Annotated in this window: 16 protein-coding genes; 8 read left to right on the top strand and 8 right to left on the bottom strand. The window is 44.1% G+C overall.

The annotated features are described in order from the left end of the window. From R7E42_RS04555 to R7E42_RS04535, 5 genes are all read right to left on the bottom strand, one after another. On the bottom strand, nt 1-1,338 hold a 1,338-nt coding region (locus R7E42_RS04555), incomplete at its 3' end, for a VWA domain-containing protein (protein ID WP_318072382.1). After that, entirely contained in the window at nt 1,331-2,335 is a 1,005-nt protein-coding gene (locus R7E42_RS04550; protein ID WP_050550100.1) for a vWA domain-containing protein, read from the bottom strand. The genes R7E42_RS04550 and R7E42_RS04555, both read right to left, overlap by 8 nt. Then, nucleotides 2,328-2,804, bottom strand: coding sequence for a DUF4381 domain-containing protein (locus R7E42_RS04545; RefSeq protein ID WP_017821862.1), 477 nt, complete (start codon nt 2,802-2,804; stop codon nt 2,328-2,330). The genes R7E42_RS04550 and R7E42_RS04545 overlap by 8 nt, the downstream gene beginning before the upstream one ends. 37 nt (nt 2,805-2,841) lie before the next feature. Next, nucleotides 2,842-3,768, bottom strand: coding sequence for a DUF58 domain-containing protein (locus tag R7E42_RS04540; RefSeq protein WP_154203995.1), 927 nt, complete (start codon nt 3,766-3,768; stop codon nt 2,842-2,844). Between the two features lie 13 nt (nt 3,769-3,781). Continuing rightward, complete coding sequence (locus R7E42_RS04535) at nt 3,782-4,738, bottom strand: AAA family ATPase (protein ID WP_005383914.1); 957 nt, start codon at nt 4,736-4,738, stop codon at nt 3,782-3,784. 310 nt (nt 4,739-5,048) lie between these two features. Here R7E42_RS04535 and R7E42_RS04530 point away from each other — a divergent pair, with 310 nt between their 5' ends. The 8 genes from R7E42_RS04530 (at nt 5,049) to R7E42_RS04495 (ending at nt 13,949) form a co-directional block, all read left to right on the top strand. Next, the gene (locus tag R7E42_RS04530) at nt 5,049-6,965 is read left to right on the top strand and encodes a methyl-accepting chemotaxis protein (protein ID WP_017821859.1); all 1,917 of its coding nucleotides are present in this window, start codon (nt 5,049-5,051) and stop codon (nt 6,963-6,965) included. Nucleotides 6,966-7,021: 56 nt separating this feature from the next. Next, nucleotides 7,022-7,222: a restriction endonuclease subunit S gene (locus R7E42_RS04525; RefSeq protein WP_005375165.1), complete on the top strand. Its 201-nt coding sequence runs from the start codon at nt 7,022-7,024 to the stop codon at nt 7,220-7,222. 246 nt (nt 7,223-7,468) lie between these two features. Next, complete coding sequence (locus tag R7E42_RS04520; RefSeq protein WP_021707603.1) at nt 7,469-8,137, top strand: LuxR C-terminal-related transcriptional regulator; 669 nt, start codon at nt 7,469-7,471, stop codon at nt 8,135-8,137. Between the two features lie 228 nt (nt 8,138-8,365). Then, nucleotides 8,366-9,022, top strand: coding sequence for a LuxR C-terminal-related transcriptional regulator (locus R7E42_RS04515; protein ID WP_005383910.1), 657 nt, complete (start codon nt 8,366-8,368; stop codon nt 9,020-9,022). Nucleotides 9,023-9,228: 206 nt separating this feature from the next. Further along, complete coding sequence (locus tag R7E42_RS04510; protein WP_005375168.1) at nt 9,229-9,819, top strand: calcium-binding protein; 591 nt, start codon at nt 9,229-9,231, stop codon at nt 9,817-9,819. A 152-nt stretch (nt 9,820-9,971) separates the two neighbouring features. After that, nucleotides 9,972-11,690 carry a type I secretion system permease/ATPase gene (locus R7E42_RS04505; protein WP_318072381.1) on the top strand — a complete coding sequence of 573 codons (1,719 nt, stop codon included), beginning with the start codon at nt 9,972-9,974 and terminating at the stop codon, nt 11,688-11,690. Next, nucleotides 11,665-13,005 (top strand): HlyD family type I secretion periplasmic adaptor subunit, encoded by a 1,341-nt coding sequence (locus R7E42_RS04500; protein WP_318072380.1) that lies wholly within the window; start codon nt 11,665-11,667, stop codon nt 13,003-13,005. The genes R7E42_RS04505 and R7E42_RS04500 overlap by 26 nt, the downstream gene beginning before the upstream one ends. 95 nt (nt 13,006-13,100) lie before the next feature. Beyond that, nucleotides 13,101-13,949: a mechanosensitive ion channel family protein gene (locus R7E42_RS04495; RefSeq protein ID WP_005375171.1), complete on the top strand. Its 849-nt coding sequence runs from the start codon at nt 13,101-13,103 to the stop codon at nt 13,947-13,949. A gap of 95 nt (nt 13,950-14,044) precedes the next feature. On the opposite strand, the gene fhuB is transcribed toward R7E42_RS04495, so the two are convergent. From fhuB to R7E42_RS04480, 3 genes are read right to left on the bottom strand one after another with little or no spacing between them, the layout of a single operon-like run. Further along, nucleotides 14,045-16,012 carry a Fe(3+)-hydroxamate ABC transporter permease FhuB gene (gene fhuB / locus R7E42_RS04490; protein ID WP_318072379.1) on the bottom strand — a complete coding sequence of 656 codons (1,968 nt, stop codon included), beginning with the start codon at nt 16,010-16,012 and terminating at the stop codon, nt 14,045-14,047. Next, entirely contained in the window at nt 16,009-16,938 is a 930-nt protein-coding gene (locus tag R7E42_RS04485) for an iron-siderophore ABC transporter substrate-binding protein (protein ID WP_258513848.1), read from the bottom strand. The genes fhuB and R7E42_RS04485 overlap by 4 nt, the downstream gene beginning before the upstream one ends. Then, complete coding sequence (locus R7E42_RS04480) at nt 16,929-17,714, bottom strand: ABC transporter ATP-binding protein (protein WP_318072378.1); 786 nt, start codon at nt 17,712-17,714, stop codon at nt 16,929-16,931. The genes R7E42_RS04485 and R7E42_RS04480 overlap by 10 nt, the downstream gene beginning before the upstream one ends. Nucleotides 17,715-17,727 lie beyond the last annotated feature (13 nt).

Here is a 17,727-nt window from a genome sequence, read left to right as displayed (position 1 = left end):
CTGTTTTAGCTTTTCTTCTACAACCGATAGGTTTTTCTTCGCGGCTTCAAAGTTAGGCTTTTCCTCTAGCAGTTTTTTATACAAATCAGCCGCATCTTCTAATTGACCATTTTGAGCGAGCGAGTTGGCGAGGTTATAGCGGCCGTTAAGGGAGGCATCATGAGAAAATGCTTCGATAGCGGCTTCGTAGTCACCTTTTTGATAACTGGCGGCTCCTTTCCAGCTTGGGTTTGTAAATAGGTTTTGCGCCTGTTCATACTCACCTTGCTTGTAGAGTTCCGCTCCTTGTTGGTCGGTATTTAAGAACGGATTAGCTTCTGCATGCGGTGTCCACGTTACTGGGACTACAGTCGCAACTACCATCCAAATCAGGCCGCGTCGAAACAGTAAAGCCGCAGGAAGAAGTAACAACGGCAGTAACCAAAAGCCACTGTTGAGACGAGAATCAGTTTTAACTTCTTCGCTTTGGGTCGCAGAAAGCTGGCTACCAATGTTATTAGTAAAGGCCGCGATATTTTCAACATCACGGTTGGTGTGCTGAATAGGAACAAATAGACCGCCAGTTTTATTCGCTAGCGTCTGTAGGTTTTTCAGGTTTGTTTTCGCTACGACGGTTGTGCCTTGTGCCGTTTTTAGCAGAGAGCCATCGGGCAGCGCGATAGGCGCACCGTTAGGAGTCCCGACGGCAAGAACAGAAATGCGAAACTTTGTACCTTGGACTAAATCTAACGCGCGAGACAGCTCAGACGTATCAAGATCATCCGCTAACACGATGATATCGCCTTGTTGCGTGCCGGCTTGAGAAAACTGGTTGATCGCCAGTTCAATCGCGGCAGGCAGGTTTGCTCCTTGAAAAGGCATCAGCTCTGGTGACAAATTTTCGATAATCCCCGCAAGCGTGCTGGAATCAGTTGTCAGTGGACTTAAGTTATAGGCATCGCCAGCGTAAGCAATAAGTCCAGTGGCTCCCTCTTTCCATTTTGGCAGCAAATCGAGCGCCTTATAACGTGTTTGTGCTAGCCGATTGGGTTTGATGTCTGTAGCAAACATAGAGCGAGACATATCAAGTACCAAGATACGGTTTTGGTTTAACTCAAAGCTTGGTCGAGCATTGGACTGCCAGCTTGGCCCCGCTAATGAAATGCAAGTTATTGCCCAAGCTAAACCCCATAGAGTGAAGTAATGCTTAGACTGCGTGTTTTGTCCGAGCATCCGCGATAGGTGAGGGGCAATCAGTGTGGACTTTTGGGCTCTAAATTTGTGATTAAGCAAGAGTGCTATAGGGATCACGATGAGCCCCAAAAGCCAATAAGGATTGAGGAAAATAAACTCAGCCATGTTTTCTCCTTAATAGGAATAACAGTACCGATAATACAAATGCAGCGCTTAATGGATATGGAAACCATTCAGACTGTGGGCGCCAAGTTTGTGTGTCGCTAGATACGGGTTCTAGCTGGTTGATTGTGTCATAAATCTTTTCGAGCTCTTCCGTATCTCGCGCTCGAAAATATTGTCCACCTGTCACCTCTGCCACTTTAGTCAGTGTTTGTTCATCTAAGTCGGCTGCGGTGTTGACTTTGCGAGTCATGAAAAACTCTTTCACCATCATTTCACCAGCGCCCACGCCCACGGTGTAAATAGTGGCGTTGTATTTTTTCGCAATTTCCGCTGCTTCTAGCGGCTCGAGCACCCCTGCAGTATTGCTGCCGTCACTAAGCAAAATCATGACTCGTTGGGGAGCATCACTGTCTACAAAGGTTTTTGTGCCTAAACCAATACCATCACCAATGGCGGTTCGTTGACCAACCAAACCGATGACGGTTTGATTAATCTGTTGCATGACGCTTTTTCGGTCTGCAGTGAGTGGTGTTTGCAAATAAGCATGGTCGCCAAACAAAACAACTCCGAGACGGTCACCTTTTCTCTTTGCTACGAAATCAGACAGAACTTTTTTGACTGCTGTGAGGCGATCGATATATTCGCCGTTGAGTTCCATGTCTTCCTGCTGCATCGAACCGGACAGATCGACGACTAACATCAAGTCCCGATATTTGGGTTGGAATTCAACGGGATCACCAAACCAAACTGGACGCGCACAAGCGACGACAAGAAGGCCCCAGATCGCGATTGAAAGTGCTTTTTGCAGCGCTTGCTTAGGCTTGCTGCGATTCTCATTGGTTGGTAAGTACGCCAATTTGATCTCGGCTTGTTGAGATTCTTGTGGCAGGAACTTGTATACCAGCCAGGGGATGGGCAACAAAAACAGTGCCCACCACCAGACAAATTCAATGTTTAGCCATTGGGCAAGATCGGTTATGAGTGTTTGCTCAGTCACGGTTATTTGCCTTTTTCTTTGGTGGTAAAGCGTAGGTTATCCAAAAGACACAATCGTCTACCAAGCTTTGATGCTGCCCTTGGGAAGAATTCTGATACAACGCTTCTTGCCACTGATGTTGTTTGTCTACGAATCGACTTTCTTTGGTATGGCTATCGAGAAATTCATACCAAGCGATTCCGGTTAATGGTGCGATCTCTTCACGCGGAAAGTAACTCAATGCTGCCTGGCGCAATATTTCCAGAGCAGAAGAGGGGGTATGAGGCGCGGTAGGTTGAGTTAAAAGTGTTAATGCTGTCTTTTTTGCGCGTAAGTGTTTTTTACGCCATCTCACATAAAGACAAATGCCGAAAACGAAGAGCAAGGTGGCTGCAAGCACCACCCACCATCCCCAAGCGAGCGGAAACCAATCCGGTGCGTTTGGCAAAATCAAAGGTTCAAGGTCTAGGCTTTGGTTGTTTGTTGTCATTATTATTACTGCTTAATAAATACTGCTTGTCAGTTTGTTAGCTTAATTGTGAAATTAAGGGCCAGCCACTTGATAGCGTGTTAAATGGAATTGCTATCGAATGGCACTGCTGCTTAATGGTTTCTTGATGTTGGGTAAAGTGGTTTTCGAGTTCTCTTCGTTGTCCTTTAGAGCCAAAGTTAAACCATTGACTATGCAGCCCATCCGAAGCTTTCACTTGACCTCTAAAGTCTGTTTCGCCTCTTTCTAACGGATCATAAAATTGAACAGCCCTTACGCTATTGTGTTGTTTGAGTCGACGTAGTTGTGCCAGTTCCGTTGGTATTACGTGGGCAAAATCACTGAGCATAATCAATTCGCTACCTTTTGGGGTGAGCGTATGAAGTGTCTCCAATACTTGTGCATACGGCAGTGTACGAGTGTCGTTGCTTGCAGTACGAGTTACTTGCGCATTATGTATGTCGACTATGGCGTTAAGAATCCGCAGCCCTTGTCTTTGTAAAGAAGAGGGGCGAAATTCAAGACATTGATGTCCGTCATCAATCACTGCGCCGATGCGATCTTTTTTAGCTAGAGTTAGCCAAATTAGAACACTGGCAAAGTGGGCCAATTGAACGGATTTGAGTACATACTTAGATCCAAAATGTAGACTAGAACTTAGATCAAGATAAAGAATGACCGCTTGCTCTTTATCTTCTGCAAACAACTTCGTATGTGCTTTACCGGTCCTAGCGGTGACTCGCCAATCAATGCTGCGAATATCGTCGCCAGGTTGATATTGGCGCACCTCCATAAAATCCATACCTCGCCCTTTTTGGCGACTGGTATGGTTACCACTCATCTGCGACCAGAGACTCTGTGCTGGTGGTAACCAACGTACAGATTGAGTGCGATATTGGAGCAGCTCTTCAAGGGTTAATGTCACCCCATTCGCATGAGGTGGTAATGAATGTGTAGCGGACATATCACTCACTCGTTTATGCACTGCCAACAAGGTTTAGCAGTTTATCGATGACCTGGTTTGCCGTAATGCCTTCCGCTTGAGCGTGGTAACTCAATAATAAACGGTGGCGCAGTACCGGATAAGCCATGGTTTGAACATCTTCCGGAGAGACAAAATCACGACCAGCAAGCCAAGCGTGCGCACGTGCACAGCGATCAAGAGCGATGGTGGCACGCGGACTCACACCCATTGACAACCACTTGTCCAACTCAGTGTCATATTCGTTGGCTTGACGTGTCGCCATAACTAAACGGACGATGTACTGCTCTATCGTTTCTGCCATATGAATATCCAACACTTCTTTACGTGCAGTGAATATATCTTGTTGGCTTAACATTGGGCGTTCAACCTTTACTTCGCCCTTTGCTTCTCCGCGGTTAATACGCAAGATAGATAGCTCATGCTCTGCATCTGGGTATTCCACTTCTAAATGCAATAAAAAGCGGTCTAGCTGCGCTTCAGGAAGGGGGTAGGTCCCTTCTTGCTCTATCGGGTTTTGAGTTGCCATAACCAAAAACAACTCTGGCAGCGGGTAGGTATGACGACCTGCTGTGACTTGTTTCTCTGCCATTGCTTCAAGCATTGCCGCTTGTACTTTGGCCGGTGCACGATTTATCTCATCCGCAAGAATAAGCGAGTTGAAGATAGGACCTGACTGGAAAGTGAATTCTCCGGTTTCTGGACGGAAGATATCGGTGCCGGTTAAATCGGCTGGCAGCAAGTCAGGGGTGAACTGAATTCGGTGGAAGTCACCTTCAACACAGTCTGAGAGTGATTTTACTGCACGGGTTTTTGCTAACCCAGGAGGGCCTTCAACTAAAATATGCCCATCCGCAAGAAGCGCAACAAGCAGTTGCTTTACCAGATCTTGCTGTCCGATGATCTGCGACTCTAAGTATTGCTGAAGAGTTTCGAAGTTAGATTTATGCATGCTTTGGACTCTCGGTATCCATGTGATTTTCGTGTTGAGTATTGGTCATTTTCCATGTGAAAAAAGTTCCAATGCTCTATTGCAATTTATCTTTTCAATATTGGGACGCTACAGAGAATTGCAAGTACGTGCTATCTCTGAAAGTGCTTATTTGACAGTGTGTTACATTTATTTTTCATAATATAATGAGAAATGCCTCTAGTTTTGTACATATGAGCCGATAAAGATTCCGTGGTGTGCGTGTCATGAGATATGCACCTGATTCCCCTTGTGGGGCCAATAACAAGTGATTCTTTTAAAAGGTCCGAATATGTTGAAACTTCATTCCTTGAGCATCAAACAGAAGGTTGTACTTGGCATTACGTTTGCTGTTCTAGCATCAACAATCATTGTTGGTGTTATGGCTCAGCGTCATGCGAGAGATGTATTGAGCCATCGTCTTATTGACATCGAGCTACCTGCGATGTTGCAGCAAATCAATACCGAAATTGACCGCGAAGTTGTCGAAATGCAACAAGCGGCAAAACAGCTGGCTACAAACGAATTTATTGTTGAAGCCCTATCTAATACAGACCGTGATCCGTCAGTAGAAGTTCAGTTGGTTCAGCAGCTCAATAACGTTAAATCACAGTATGGTCTTAATGATGCGTCGGTAGCGAATCGTCAAACGGCATATTACTGGAATCAAAACGGATTCTTACGTCAACTTAACCGAACGCAAGATGCTTGGTTCTTTGGATTTACGTCGTCTGGTCAAGAAACGTCCGTGAGTGTGTTCCAAGAGGCAAATGGCGAAGTGAAAATGTTTGCCAATTTCCAAGATCTTAATGGTACATCAATGTCAGGTCTCTCTAAATCTATGGGAGACATGGTTGCTTTGCTCAATGGGTTTAAAATTGAAGATACGGGTTACGTGTTCCTCACTAATGAACAAGGCCAGATTCAAATACACCGCCAACAAGGTAAGAACCAAACTTCTATCACTAAACTATTTGGTAGTGACGCAAGTGCGCTGTTGAACAAAAATAGCTTCAACCTAATTAATGTGGAGTTTGAAGGGCAGGATACTTTTGTTTCTAGTTTGTATGTTCCTTCAATGAACTGGTTTGTTATTGGCGTGGTTCCCGTTGATGAAGTATTCGCAGACCTGAATGCGACAGCTAAAAAAATGCTGTTTACGACCATCATTGTTGCCGTTGTATTCATCCTCATGGGCGTATGGTTGGCAAACAGCATTACGAAACCAATCCGACTGATTGCCGATCGTTTTACCGACCTTGGGCAAGGTGAAGGCGATTTGGCGCAGCGTATTGAAATTAAGGGTAATGATGAAATTGCTCAGCTTTCAAAAGGCTTTAATGGATTTATTGAGAAGATTCATGCCACGATGAAAGAGGTTGCTTTAACCAGTGGCTCATTAAGTCAAGCGGCAGAAAGTGTGTCAACGAAAGCAACATCCACACACGACAACAGCCAAGAGCAGCGTGATCAAACCATTCAAGTAGTTGCAGCTATCAACCAAATGGGTGCGACCATCAGTGAAATTGCATCGAACGCTGCTACCGCTGCTGATACGGCAAATCAGGCTTCAGATAACACTCAAACTGGTCGAGAAGTTGTGATGAAAGCAAAAGAGGTGATCAGCCGCCTAGCCGATGATGTTGAAACAACCAATATTGTTGTTACGCAGTTGGCATCGACAACCAAAGATATTGGCTCGATTCTGGGTGTAATTCGTGACATCTCTGAACAAACGAATTTACTTGCGCTAAACGCTGCAATTGAAGCTGCTCGTGCTGGTGAGCAGGGACGTGGTTTTGCGGTTGTTGCTGATGAGGTAAGAAACCTAGCTTCACGCACGGCTGATTCTACAGAAGAGATTCAGCGCATGATCAATCAGCTTCAAAGTGACGCACAAGACGCGGTAAGTGCTATGGAAGCGGGCAAAGCGGTCACCATAGAGGGGGTTACTTCTACCGATGAAGCAGTCGAGGTATTAATCAGTATTTCTGAACGAATCACCGACATCTCTGATCGTAATACACAAGTTGCAACGGCGACGGAAGAGCAATCCACGGTGGTGCATACCATTAATCAAAATATCGAAGAAATCAACGCGATAAATGAAATGACAACCGCGACAGCAGAAGAGTTGGCGGATGCAAGTCGCGATCTTCAAGCGCTCTCTTCTCGTTTAGACAAGATGGTTGGTAGCTTCAAGTTATAGAGTTGGATAGAATAGGCGAAGTTTAAAAGTTCAATCATTAATTTTAGGTAAGTACTATGAATGACTTCGAAAAAGAACTAGAGCAAATTTCTCAAGAAACCGCTCAGGAGCCAGAAGTAAAACTGCCGTCGCTAGAAGAGCAAAAAGCGATCGTCGCTGAGCTGAAAAAGCTGGAAGCGGAAGGTAAGCTGACGCCAGAAGTGTTAGAACAACACTTTGGTAAGTTTAACCAAAAAAACGCAGTTCCAATCCACTAAGTTAGGTGGTGTTTTGCCTCTAACGTGCGTGATTAAATCACCTGCTCAAACACAAAAAGGGAGTTTATACTCCCTTTTTTAATGTCTGAAAAATGCTAATACCTCTCACATACTTGCCACTTAAAAATTATTGACACTTCAATGAGTTATTAATTAGTACTAGTGATTTTCATACTTGACAATACTACCGCTCTATCTAAATCTATTGCGTATTTCAATAAAAACGACCAAGGGAATGCGATCAGGATGGAGCAGCAAAAAAAAAGAAACGTTATTTTAATCACGGAGGGAAGTCTACAGTCATCTCTGTTGAAAGATGTATTGGAGACCAAACTCGGTATTAGTGTTGCTCTAATCACGCCAGATAATCTGATTCACGGAGTGTTACATGAGTCTCTTGCATCAGCCATTATTGTTGATTGCAGCGTGATCACGGATGAAATTTTTCGCCGTTATGCGGAGTTTAAAGCGGCCAAGCAGAAAGACACGCTTGAAATCTTAATTAATTGTGAGCAATCCATATCGACAGAAGATCTCTTTGCTTGGCGTACTTTGGCCGGTATTTTCTATACCTCTGATGATATAAAAACGTTGCAAGTTGGTATTGGTAAGGTGCTTCAAGGAGATATGTGGTTCAGCCGTAAGTTTTCTCAGCAGTACATTACTTACCTTCGTCGACATTGCAAACCTATAAATAAGAATGTTTCCGCTATTCTGACCAAACGAGAGCAACAAATAATTACCTTTCTTTCCATGGGGGCGTCCAATCAACAAATCGCCGAACAATTATTTGTCAGCGAGAATACGGTAAAAACGCATTTACATAATATTTTCAAGAAGATTGATGTGAAAAATAGAGTTCAAGCACTTATTTGGGCAAAGGAAAATATTTCAGACAACTCGTTAACGGTGTAATGCTATTGCAATATTAGGTTGCCTAATTTAGTAAACTCTTAATAATTTCTGTGACCTGAATGTGTTAAAAGTGTTTCTTTTATGAGAAACACTTTTTTTGATTCTCTTTTTAATAACTTTAGAATTTAAAAAAGTAGCAAATAACTTTACTCTGTGAACTAGCACTTACATATCAAACTAAGTGCTGACGATTAACTACTAATTTAAGAATGTTAAGTCACTGAAAGTATGAGAAACATTATGGAACAGTATATGGAAAAGCCTGAAATCCTAATGCTCACTCAACAAAGTTTACAGAGTGAAAACTTTAAGGAAATGCTTTCTAAAAATACAGAAACTAAAATAACGATCATTGATACTAAAAACCCTAGCTATCATGAACTCATTCCGGAACGCTACTTTTTGCTTGTTGATTTTTCAGTTGAGATTCCTTCCGAAACTTTAGTTTATTTAAAAGATAGTAATAAAGTGCTAGGAACCATAATGCTTAATCTAGGTTATGACTTAGACACAGAAGAACTCGCTTCTTGGCCTCATGTAAAAGGTATATTTGGTCCAGGAGATTCAATGGACAAGGTTTGTCAGGGATTAAAAGCAATAATAAAAGGGGATAACTGGCTGTCTCGAAGATTACTTGATCAGCTAGTAAATTATTATCGAGGTAGAGAAGCAAATAACATTATCGAACCTGCTATTGAGGTTGAGCTTACTCGGCGTGAAGTTCAGGTTTTAAAAATGTTGAAAGAAGGTGGTTCAAATATGGAAATCGCTGATTCTTTATTTATCAGCGAGCATACTATTAAATCACATCTATACAATATTTTTAGAAAGTTAGAAGTAAAGAACCGTACGCAAGCTACAAGTTGGGCTAAGAGAAACCTGTAGTACTAGTATTAACTTGCTGTAATAAAAAGAAAATACTCTATAAAGTACTAAATTTTATATTTATTATTAAAATGTCAGTCTGAAATATCATCCCATATTCAAACTTATTCCTATTCAGTTGACTATTAGACTTCTCATGTCGTGACGAATCTAGTCAGACGTGGAACAGAAGGTCTATTCAATTAATAAGCTAAGAGGGAATAAAAATGAGCGCAAGTGACAATGACACGTATTTAGGTGATGCAGGTGTAAATAACCAATTTGCTGATTTCGATGGCGGCGATGATTTGTTTATCGGTTTTGGTGGTAATGACTCGTTTGTTGGCGGTGGCGGTAATGATTATGTGATCGGCGGCGACGGCGATGATCGCCTAACTGGTGGTGCAGGAGATGACATCCTTAGGGCTGGTACAGGAAACGACTACCTCGGCGGTGGTACCGGTAATGACTTGCTGTTGGGTTTGCTGGGCGACAATAAATTAAATGGTGGTGTCGGTGAAGATATTCTTGTTGCTGGTTCTGGTGACAACGTTTTAGTTGGCGGCAGCAATGGCGATAAGTTTGTGTTCACGGATAAGTTTGGTGGCCATGGCGAAGCCAAAGTTGTTGACTTCACCATTGGTGAAGACTCTTTGCACATCATTAGCGACTCTGTCACTGACTTTGGTGATTTAAGCTTTAGCTACGATGCAGTTGGGAATGCAGTGTTTACCGATGGGGCTGATCTAACAGTGAAACTTATTGGCGTGACTGAAACTGACATCAACACCTATGGTGCAGATCTGTTCGTAATCTAAACGACTGAAAATAACTCTGGATGGGAATTAGTTTGCGTGGCTCTGCCATGCTGAGGTGAACTAATCGGACACTCTAGAGCGATTTGAGGTTACCTTAAGCTAGGCGCTAGTATTTCTGGCGCCTACAATTTTCACGTTAAACGGAAGTAGTCGTGCAAAAAACGGTTTTCAAAGAAGTGAAACAAAAACTATGCACGCTTGCGGGCTTGCTGATCGTTTTTAGCCTTTTAATCAACTTATTGGTTCTCTCGATTCCGTTGTACATGCTTCAAGTGTACAACCGAGTGATATCCTCCTACTCAACCGATACTTTATTCTTGCTCACTGTCATCGTAATTGTCGCGCTGTTAACCATGTCCATCATCGACATTGCACGAGCACAAATGAGTAAATCTTTTGGTTATTGGATGGATACAAAACTCTCCGCTTTCATGCTCAAGCGCACGATTCAATATCAATCACATACCGGGAAGAGTTATACCTCGCAAACTCTGAGAGACATTCAGAACATCAAAAGCTTTTTGAGCAGTCAAGCACCTTATCCACTGTTGGATGCGCCCTGGACACCGCTGTTTATTTTATTTGTGTATTTATTGCACCCGATACTAGGTCACATCGCGTTACTTGGATCTATCGTATTGTTTAGCCTAGGTCTACTCAATGAGCTGATGACGCGTAAAACAATGCAAGAGAGCGAAGTCAGAGCGATTTCTCATATCAACAACGCAGAATTAGCCACGCAAAACTCCAATTCAATTCTCGCAATGGGGATGATGAATGCATTTTTAGAGAAGTGGCAGTCGCGCGTGAGTGAAGTGAATGTGCTTGAAGAGCGAGTTGCAGGTAAGTCCATCTACATGGCTAACTTTTCTAAGTTTGTACGTGGCTCATTACAGATATTTTTACTGGGAGGTGGTGCATGGTTAGTTATCCAACATGAGATAACGGCAGGGGCGATGATCGCGAGCTCCATATTAATGAGTCGGGCATTATCGCCGATGGAGCAGGCGATAGGCACGTGGCGAAGCGCGATGTCTGCTAAAGGCGCCTATAAAAGGTTGAAAGAAATCGATGCGATCGTGCGCCAAGATGAATCAGATATGCCACTGCCTAAACCAAAAGGACACTATGAGCTTTCCGGACTGGCCTATCGCCATCCTGGAGCAACTGAACCAGTGCTCTCATCGCTCAGCTTATCGATTCCTCCGGGTGTTGCTGTTGGGGTGATTGGCCCTTCTGGTACGGGTAAATCGACGTTTGCTCGGCTGCTATTAGGTACGGTTAAGCCGTTAGCGGGTAAAGTGACTCTTGATGGAATGGAAGTCTCCGTATGGGCATCTGAAGATCGCGGCGTGCATTTTGGGTATCTCGCTCAAGAGGTGGAGTTATTTCCTGGCACAATTCGAGAGAACATCGCGCGCTTTAAAGAAGAAGACCCGGCTAAAGTCATCAAGGCGGCGCAACTAGCAGGATGTCATGAATTAATACTCAAGAAAAACAAAGGCTATGATTGCATTATTGGTGAAAATGGCCGTGGTTTATCTGGGGGGGAAAGGCAGAGAATCGCTCTTGCAAGAGCCGTTTATGGCGACCCATCTATTGTGATTTTCGATGAAGCGAATGCCAACCTCGATGGTGAGGGAGAGGCTGCGTATCAACGTTTGATTGGCCATTTAAAAGCACAGAGTACAACGATTATCGTCATAGCCCACAATCCGAGTACGTTACGACAAATGGATAGGCTGTTGTATTTGGCTGACGGCCGAGTCAAGTTATACGGCGCTAAAGATGAAGTATTAAAACGTTTGATGGGCGAAGAAAGAACAGATATCCCAAGGGTAAGAAATGAGCAATCAACTGCCAACCGTTAATCAGAGTTCTACCGAGATCGTACATCGTTTTAGCCCCAAAGCGAGACTAAGCTTTCGAAAACCAATTTTACTCGGTGTGGTGACCTTAAGTGTTTTTCTTGGAGGTCTTGGCTACTGGGCTGCAACAGCCAAATTAGAAAGTGCAGCGATTGCTTATGGTGATTTGTCAGTTCTCACTAAGCGACAAGAAATCCAGCATTTAGAAGGCGGTATTATTGAAAAGCTATATGTACAGGAAGGGGATTTAGTCGAAAAAGGTCAGTTATTAATTCAACTTTCTAAGCGTCAAGCTATGGCTAAGTTGGATTCGTTAAGTGGTCGTTTTATCCATACTCTAGCAAAGGAAAACCGTTTAAGTGCGGAGCTTGATGAGCTTCCAACGATTGTATGGTCTGATGATCTTGAGAGCATTCCCCGTGTCGATATCGTCCAAGAAGCACAACTGGTTCAAAACAAGATCTTTGAAGCGAGAAAGCGATTCTTTGATAGTAAACTGAGTATCATTGAGCAGAGTATTTCCGGAGCAAACTTAGAGCTTGAAAACCTTCAGCAAACCAAAGTGATTGAGACGGAACGGCTCAACTTTATTGCTGAAGAAATAGACAGCAACCAAGCCTTGGTGCAAAAAGGTTTCTCGGGAAAATCTACCTTACTTCAACTCAAGCGCCTAGCAGCGGAGGTGAGAAGTACCTTAAGCCAGTTAGACAGGCAATCGCTCACCGTTAGAAAAAGGTTAGATGAGAACCTAGCGCAAATTGAAGAGTTGAAGCTTGAAAGGCTGAATGAGATTGTCGAGGAACTACGAAATACCAAAACGGAAATTGTCGCAATTCGGGAAGAATATCGCTCCGCTCAAGATATTGTCGCAAGAACAACGATCAACGCACCTATTTCTGGTCGCGTAGTCAACATGCAAGTGTTTACCGAAAAAGGTGTGATTGGCTCGGGTGAAACGTTACTAGAACTGGTCCCGCAAGACGATAAGTTGTTAGTCGAGGCTCGTGTTAATCCTCAGGATATTGATTTAGTGAATCCAGGCCAGCAAGCGCATGTTCGTCTGACCGCTCTGAATGCACGGACGTTGGCACCTTTAGACGGTACAGTGCTGACGATTTCTGCCGATAAGCTCTCGCAAGAAAACCAAGAAGATTTTTATCTCGCTAGAATTGCAATTTCACCGGAAGATGTGACAAAACATCGTTTAACCTCAGGTATGAATGCCGAAGTGCTTATTTTATCTGAGCCACGAACGCCATTGAGCTACCTAATAAAGCCAATTACAGAAAGCATGAATCGCGCCTTCAGAGAGGAGTAATTTCAAAAAGACTTGAGTGAGCACGGACAACAGACAAAATAATTTGTTATCGTTAGCTTTTACTGGGCCGTATTTTTATTCGAGGGAGCCGTGGAATGGAGAAAGTGCAGTTAGTTGTCGATTTTCTTCTCACTCATAAATTGATTTTTACCGCACTGATCTTTGCGATTATGTGGTTAATTCGTCGTGCAATTTTATCGATGATTCGTGGTGATCACGCTTTTCTCTCAGAAGATCAGCGTAGTTGGATGTCCAGAACTAAAAATGGCACCTTTGCTGTTACATTACTGATTTTATTTATTTTATGGCAATCAGAAATTAACGAGTTTGCTCTGAGTGTAACGGCGATTGCCGTTGCCATTGTAGTGGCATCCAAAGAAATCATTTTGTGTTTTACGGGTTCGATTCAAAGAGCAAGTTCACGTTCTTTTCGCGTTGGGGACTGGATTGAGGTCGGGAAGTTATGCGGTGAAGTGATTGAGCACAATATGATGGCGACGGTGATTCAAGAGATCGACCTGCATCATGGGCAATATCATTACACCGGCAAAACAGCGACATTGCCTAATAGTATGTTCTTTACCTATCCAGTAAAGAACCTCAACTTCATGAAGCGGTACGTTTACCACAACTTTTCTGTAGTGGTGAAAGACTTCGTCAATTTGTATCCACTGCTACCGATTTTAACTGATAAAATTGAAGAACATTGCAGTTACTTTGCTGATGTTGCACATCGTTACAATGCGATGATTGAAAAACATGCCGGTGTTGACCTTCCTGGTTCTGAGCCACATATGCATATTTCTAGTAACATTAATGGTGAACAAATTCTGCACGTGATGATTTTCTGCCCAACCGATAAAGCGAACCACTTAGAGCACTTAATTCGTAAGGACTTTATGGAACTTTATGAGCAACGTTTTCCTGTAGTGCGAGAAGAATAGAGCATCGTACTTCGCCTTTAATTTCAAACCCCGCTATCAAAATAGCGGGGTTTGTTTTTCTTAGCGTATTTTTAGGCTGTAACAATATTCCCAACTTAGCTGAATTTACTCTTCAGCATTAAAAATAGGAAGTAAGTGCTGCCTATAATAGCGACCAACGTGCCAGCTGCGACCTGACTTGGATAAATAGCGATTTGTCCTAGCCAATCTGCCCACAACATTAGGGTTGCGCCAATTAAGGCACCGACACACAGTTGCTCTTTCACTTTTCTTGCTCCTAACATCATCGCCATATGGGGAGCGACCAAGCCAACAAAAGATATTGGACCAACTGTAGCGGTAGAAAAGGCGCATAACAAAGCAACGATGGTGAGCATAAGCGTATTGGCTACGGTAGGGTTAAGCCCTCGTGCATTTGAGAATTGTCGCCCGATGGAAATTAGTGTTAGCCAACGAGAAATCGAGAATACAGCGGCAAGCAGAGCTATTATGGCCAAACATAGCATCAGTGCGGTGTCGGCTGTGACTCGATAAATAGAACCAGTTAGCCACAATAAAATTTTGTAACTGTCACCTGAGCCTTGAGCTAGCGAAAATTGAACGAGGGCTTCTAATAGTGCCGTTAGTGCGATGCCGGACAACACGAAGTTAGATGGATTAAAATGGCTTCGTTTTCCGATAATCAGCAATAACATCAATACGGACATACTTCCGAAAAAAGCGATACCCCAGCTAAATGCGGAGAGAAGCGACCCAGCGATGACTCCTGTCGTAATAATGGCAAACGTGGCTCCGGAAGACACACCGAGAATATCGGGACTTGCCAGAGGGTTATAAACAATGCGTTGCAAAATGATTCCGGCAACGGATAGCGCAATACCGACAGAAAGTGCGGTTAACATTCGCGGCCAACGCAATTGCCATTGGAACTCACCTGGCACAGACCATTGAATTCCGTTTATACCATGGGTAACGAATGAGTAAGCTAGAATCCCAACCAGACTGAATAGCGCAATGCTGCATACCGCGCGTTTAGAAAGCGCCGTTTTTCCTTGGCTCATTGAAAGGTTAAGTTGATCGGTTGCCGTCAGCTTTTTACGAGTAAACCAAATTAAAGCGGGAGCGCCAATAGCTGCAGCCGCTACGCCGCTAGGAATGGTTTCCTCTAACCATAAGCTCAGCGAGATAGCGGCAGAGTCTGTGATGATTAGTAGCATTGCGCCCAAAAGCATGCTGCTGATCAATTCGTCGCGCGGTGTTCTTGCCCCCATCGCTCTGGCAATATTGGGTGTCAGTAATCCGATGAAGCTGATAATGCCAACTGCGGTGATTGAGGCAGATACCAGCCAAATACCCATCACCATTAACGCACCAAACGCGGGTAATACCGCTAAGCCTCGGGCTGCTGCGCCTTCTTGTCCTAGTTTCATTAAGGTCAGAATACGTGGTGCGACGATCAAAATTACGATTGCGATAGCGCAGCGAGGCAATAACCACTCAAACCAATCCCAGCTGTATTGAGAAAGGTCTCCGGCTCCCCACATAAAAATATTCTGTGCGAACTGGGCGTTTAAAATAATAATGGCTGTGGCGATAGAACCGAGCAAGATATTGATCACCATCCCCGAAACGACCAACGGCAAACCTGTCATATTACGCACACCGGCAATTGATACGATCAGGCCAAACGCCACTAAAGCCCCAACCATTGCGGCTAATGCAGAGTAATCGGCGACCCAATCGACGAACCAAATGTTTACCACGACTAATGCAAGCCAAGCACCAGAAGAGGTGCCAAGAGTCAACGGCGAGGTGAGGTTATTCTGCGTTAATTGCTGCATTAAGCTGCCGGTGAGACCAAGCATGGCACCAACAAGCAGGGTCATACTTAACCTAGGAAGCTGCGCTTGCGTAAAGAATACGTCACGAAACTCGGTTGCTACCTCTGGTTTTGTTAATAATTGCCATTGTTCGAAAAGTGATAAATTAGTATCAATTTGTAGGCTAAAGACGCTAAGTAACGTAATCAGCGCCAGATAACCAATATAATGTTTCGTTCTCATTGTTCTGGTGCCAACTCTATTAGACTGTCGGTAATCGCTTCAGCGGTGTATTGCAAAGACATGGCACCGCCATACGCCCACACTGCTCTGACTGAATTTACCCGCTGCTTTTTCACAAACGGCATCGCTTGCCAAAGTGGCGACTCTTTCAGTTTTCGTTCTTCTGGGAAAGGTTGTACGTAGAGAACGTAGCTGTTTTGAAGGCTCTGAAGTCGATTGATTCGATCTTGCTTTACTCCCCACGCACGTGGGTCCTCTTTAATTGGAGCCTGTAATCCCAGTTTTCTAACCACGTAGTCAGTGGTGGAGTTTTCGGTTGCAAGTAATACAGTATTCGGGGTTGAAAATCGCATCACAAGAACGCTGAGTGGAGCAGAGTAATAATGGCGAATTCGCTGGCGCATCTGCGCAAATGAAGCATCTAATTTTGCCAATTTCTGTTCAGCAAGTGCCTCTTTATTGAATAGCTTGCCGAGCGTACGAAAGTGACGAATGGCCGTTTCAGCTGCGGCCTCATTTTCAGAAAAATTAGGTAAATAGATTACCGGAGCAATTTGTTTGAGTAACGGAATCAAGTCTTGCTGTGGAGACGCAGCAAGGATGACATCTGGTTTCAAACTGGCTATTTTTTCTAAGTTGGGTTCTGCTCGGGTCCCAATATCTTCAATTGACTCTGGTGCGGTTGGATTGACGACCCATTGGCGGTAGCCTGGTAAATTTGGGGCTGCGATTGGTTCTACGTTTAGCGCCAAAACTTGTTCTAAGATGTCCCAGTTTAAGGCAACAACGCGTTGAGGCGCATGCTCAAAACTATGCTCACCATATTCATCGGTAACGGTGATGACTGCATGTGCATTGGTCATAAAAAATACGAGGAGAAAAGCAGATTGTGTAACCACAGTAAGTAAACGAGCTATTATGCGCATACAACAGCCACCTTTTGGCTCGCTAATGTGTTAGCCGGGCTTGGGTGTTCAATCAGCTTAATTGGTGACTCATATAGTTTAGAAAGGCGTGCCTCGTCTAACAACATGTCGGCGTTGCCTTCAAAGGCAATCTTACCTTTTTTGAGCGCAACAATGTGGGTGGCGTAGCGCAGTGCTAAGTTCAGATCGTGCAGGATCACGATAATGCCTACATTCTCGGTTCGATTCAGTTCTGCCAGCAGCGCCATTAGTTGAAACTGATGGTGAACATCGAGCGCCGAGGTTGGCTCATCGAGAATTAAAATTGGCGATTGTTGAGCCAGTAGCATAGACACCCAAGCACGTTGGCGCTCACCGCCCGATAAGTCATCCGCCAAAGCTTGAGCAAAAGGTGTAACCCCTGTTCGTTCCATAGCCTGCGTGATGATCTGTTTGTCTTCGGTTTTCCAACGACCAAGTGCCCCACGCCACGGAAAGCGACCTAAGCGCACTAGCTCTTCTACCGTTAAACCAGCCGAAGAGGGCAGCTTTTGTGGCAAATAGGCGATCTGTTTTGCCAACTCTTTGGTTTTAAGTGATGAAAGGGAAGTATCGTTTAGTGTTACCGTACCTTTATCTGGCGACATTTGACCAGAAAGCAGGTTCACCAGTGTCGACTTACCTGAACCGTTATGGCCCAAAACGACAGTCAGTTCATTCGTTGGGATGTTAAGTTGGTCGATGCCGAGGATCTGACGTCCACCTCGCACGATCTCAATATTAGACAGTTGAAACATGGATGGCTCTTAG

This window comes from Vibrio sp. Vb1337 (genome assembly GCF_033338715.1).
Classification (GTDB): domain Bacteria; phylum Pseudomonadota; class Gammaproteobacteria; order Enterobacterales; family Vibrionaceae; genus Vibrio; species Vibrio alginolyticus.
This window is presented reverse-complemented; position numbering and strand designations above follow the sequence as displayed.

Coding starts and splice junctions, on each gene's coding strand:
- R7E42_RS04495 (WP_005375171.1), top strand. CDS start 13,101: ATGGAGAAAGTGCAGTTAGTTGTCGATTTTCTTCTCACTCATAAATTG.
- R7E42_RS04525 (WP_005375165.1), top strand. CDS start 7,022: ATGAATGACTTCGAAAAAGAACTAGAGCAAATTTCTCAAGAAACCGCT.
- R7E42_RS04530 (WP_017821859.1), top strand. CDS start 5,049: ATGTTGAAACTTCATTCCTTGAGCATCAAACAGAAGGTTGTACTTGGC.
- fhuB (WP_318072379.1), bottom strand. CDS start 16,012: ATGAGAACGAAACATTATATTGGTTATCTGGCGCTGATTACGTTACTT.
- R7E42_RS04510 (WP_005375168.1), top strand. CDS start 9,229: ATGAGCGCAAGTGACAATGACACGTATTTAGGTGATGCAGGTGTAAAT.
- R7E42_RS04485 (WP_258513848.1), bottom strand. CDS start 16,938: ATGCGCATAATAGCTCGTTTACTTACTGTGGTTACACAATCTGCTTTT.
- R7E42_RS04480 (WP_318072378.1), bottom strand. CDS start 17,714: ATGTTTCAACTGTCTAATATTGAGATCGTGCGAGGTGGACGTCAGATC.
- R7E42_RS04535 (WP_005383914.1), bottom strand. CDS start 4,738: ATGCATAAATCTAACTTCGAAACTCTTCAGCAATACTTAGAGTCGCAG.
- R7E42_RS04520 (WP_021707603.1), top strand. CDS start 7,469: ATGGAGCAGCAAAAAAAAAGAAACGTTATTTTAATCACGGAGGGAAGT.
- R7E42_RS04500 (WP_318072380.1), top strand. CDS start 11,665: ATGAGCAATCAACTGCCAACCGTTAATCAGAGTTCTACCGAGATCGTA.
- R7E42_RS04515 (WP_005383910.1), top strand. CDS start 8,366: ATGAGAAACATTATGGAACAGTATATGGAAAAGCCTGAAATCCTAATG.
- R7E42_RS04540 (WP_154203995.1), bottom strand. CDS start 3,768: ATGTCCGCTACACATTCATTACCACCTCATGCGAATGGGGTGACATTA.
- R7E42_RS04545 (WP_017821862.1), bottom strand. CDS start 2,804: ATGACAACAAACAACCAAAGCCTAGACCTTGAACCTTTGATTTTGCCA.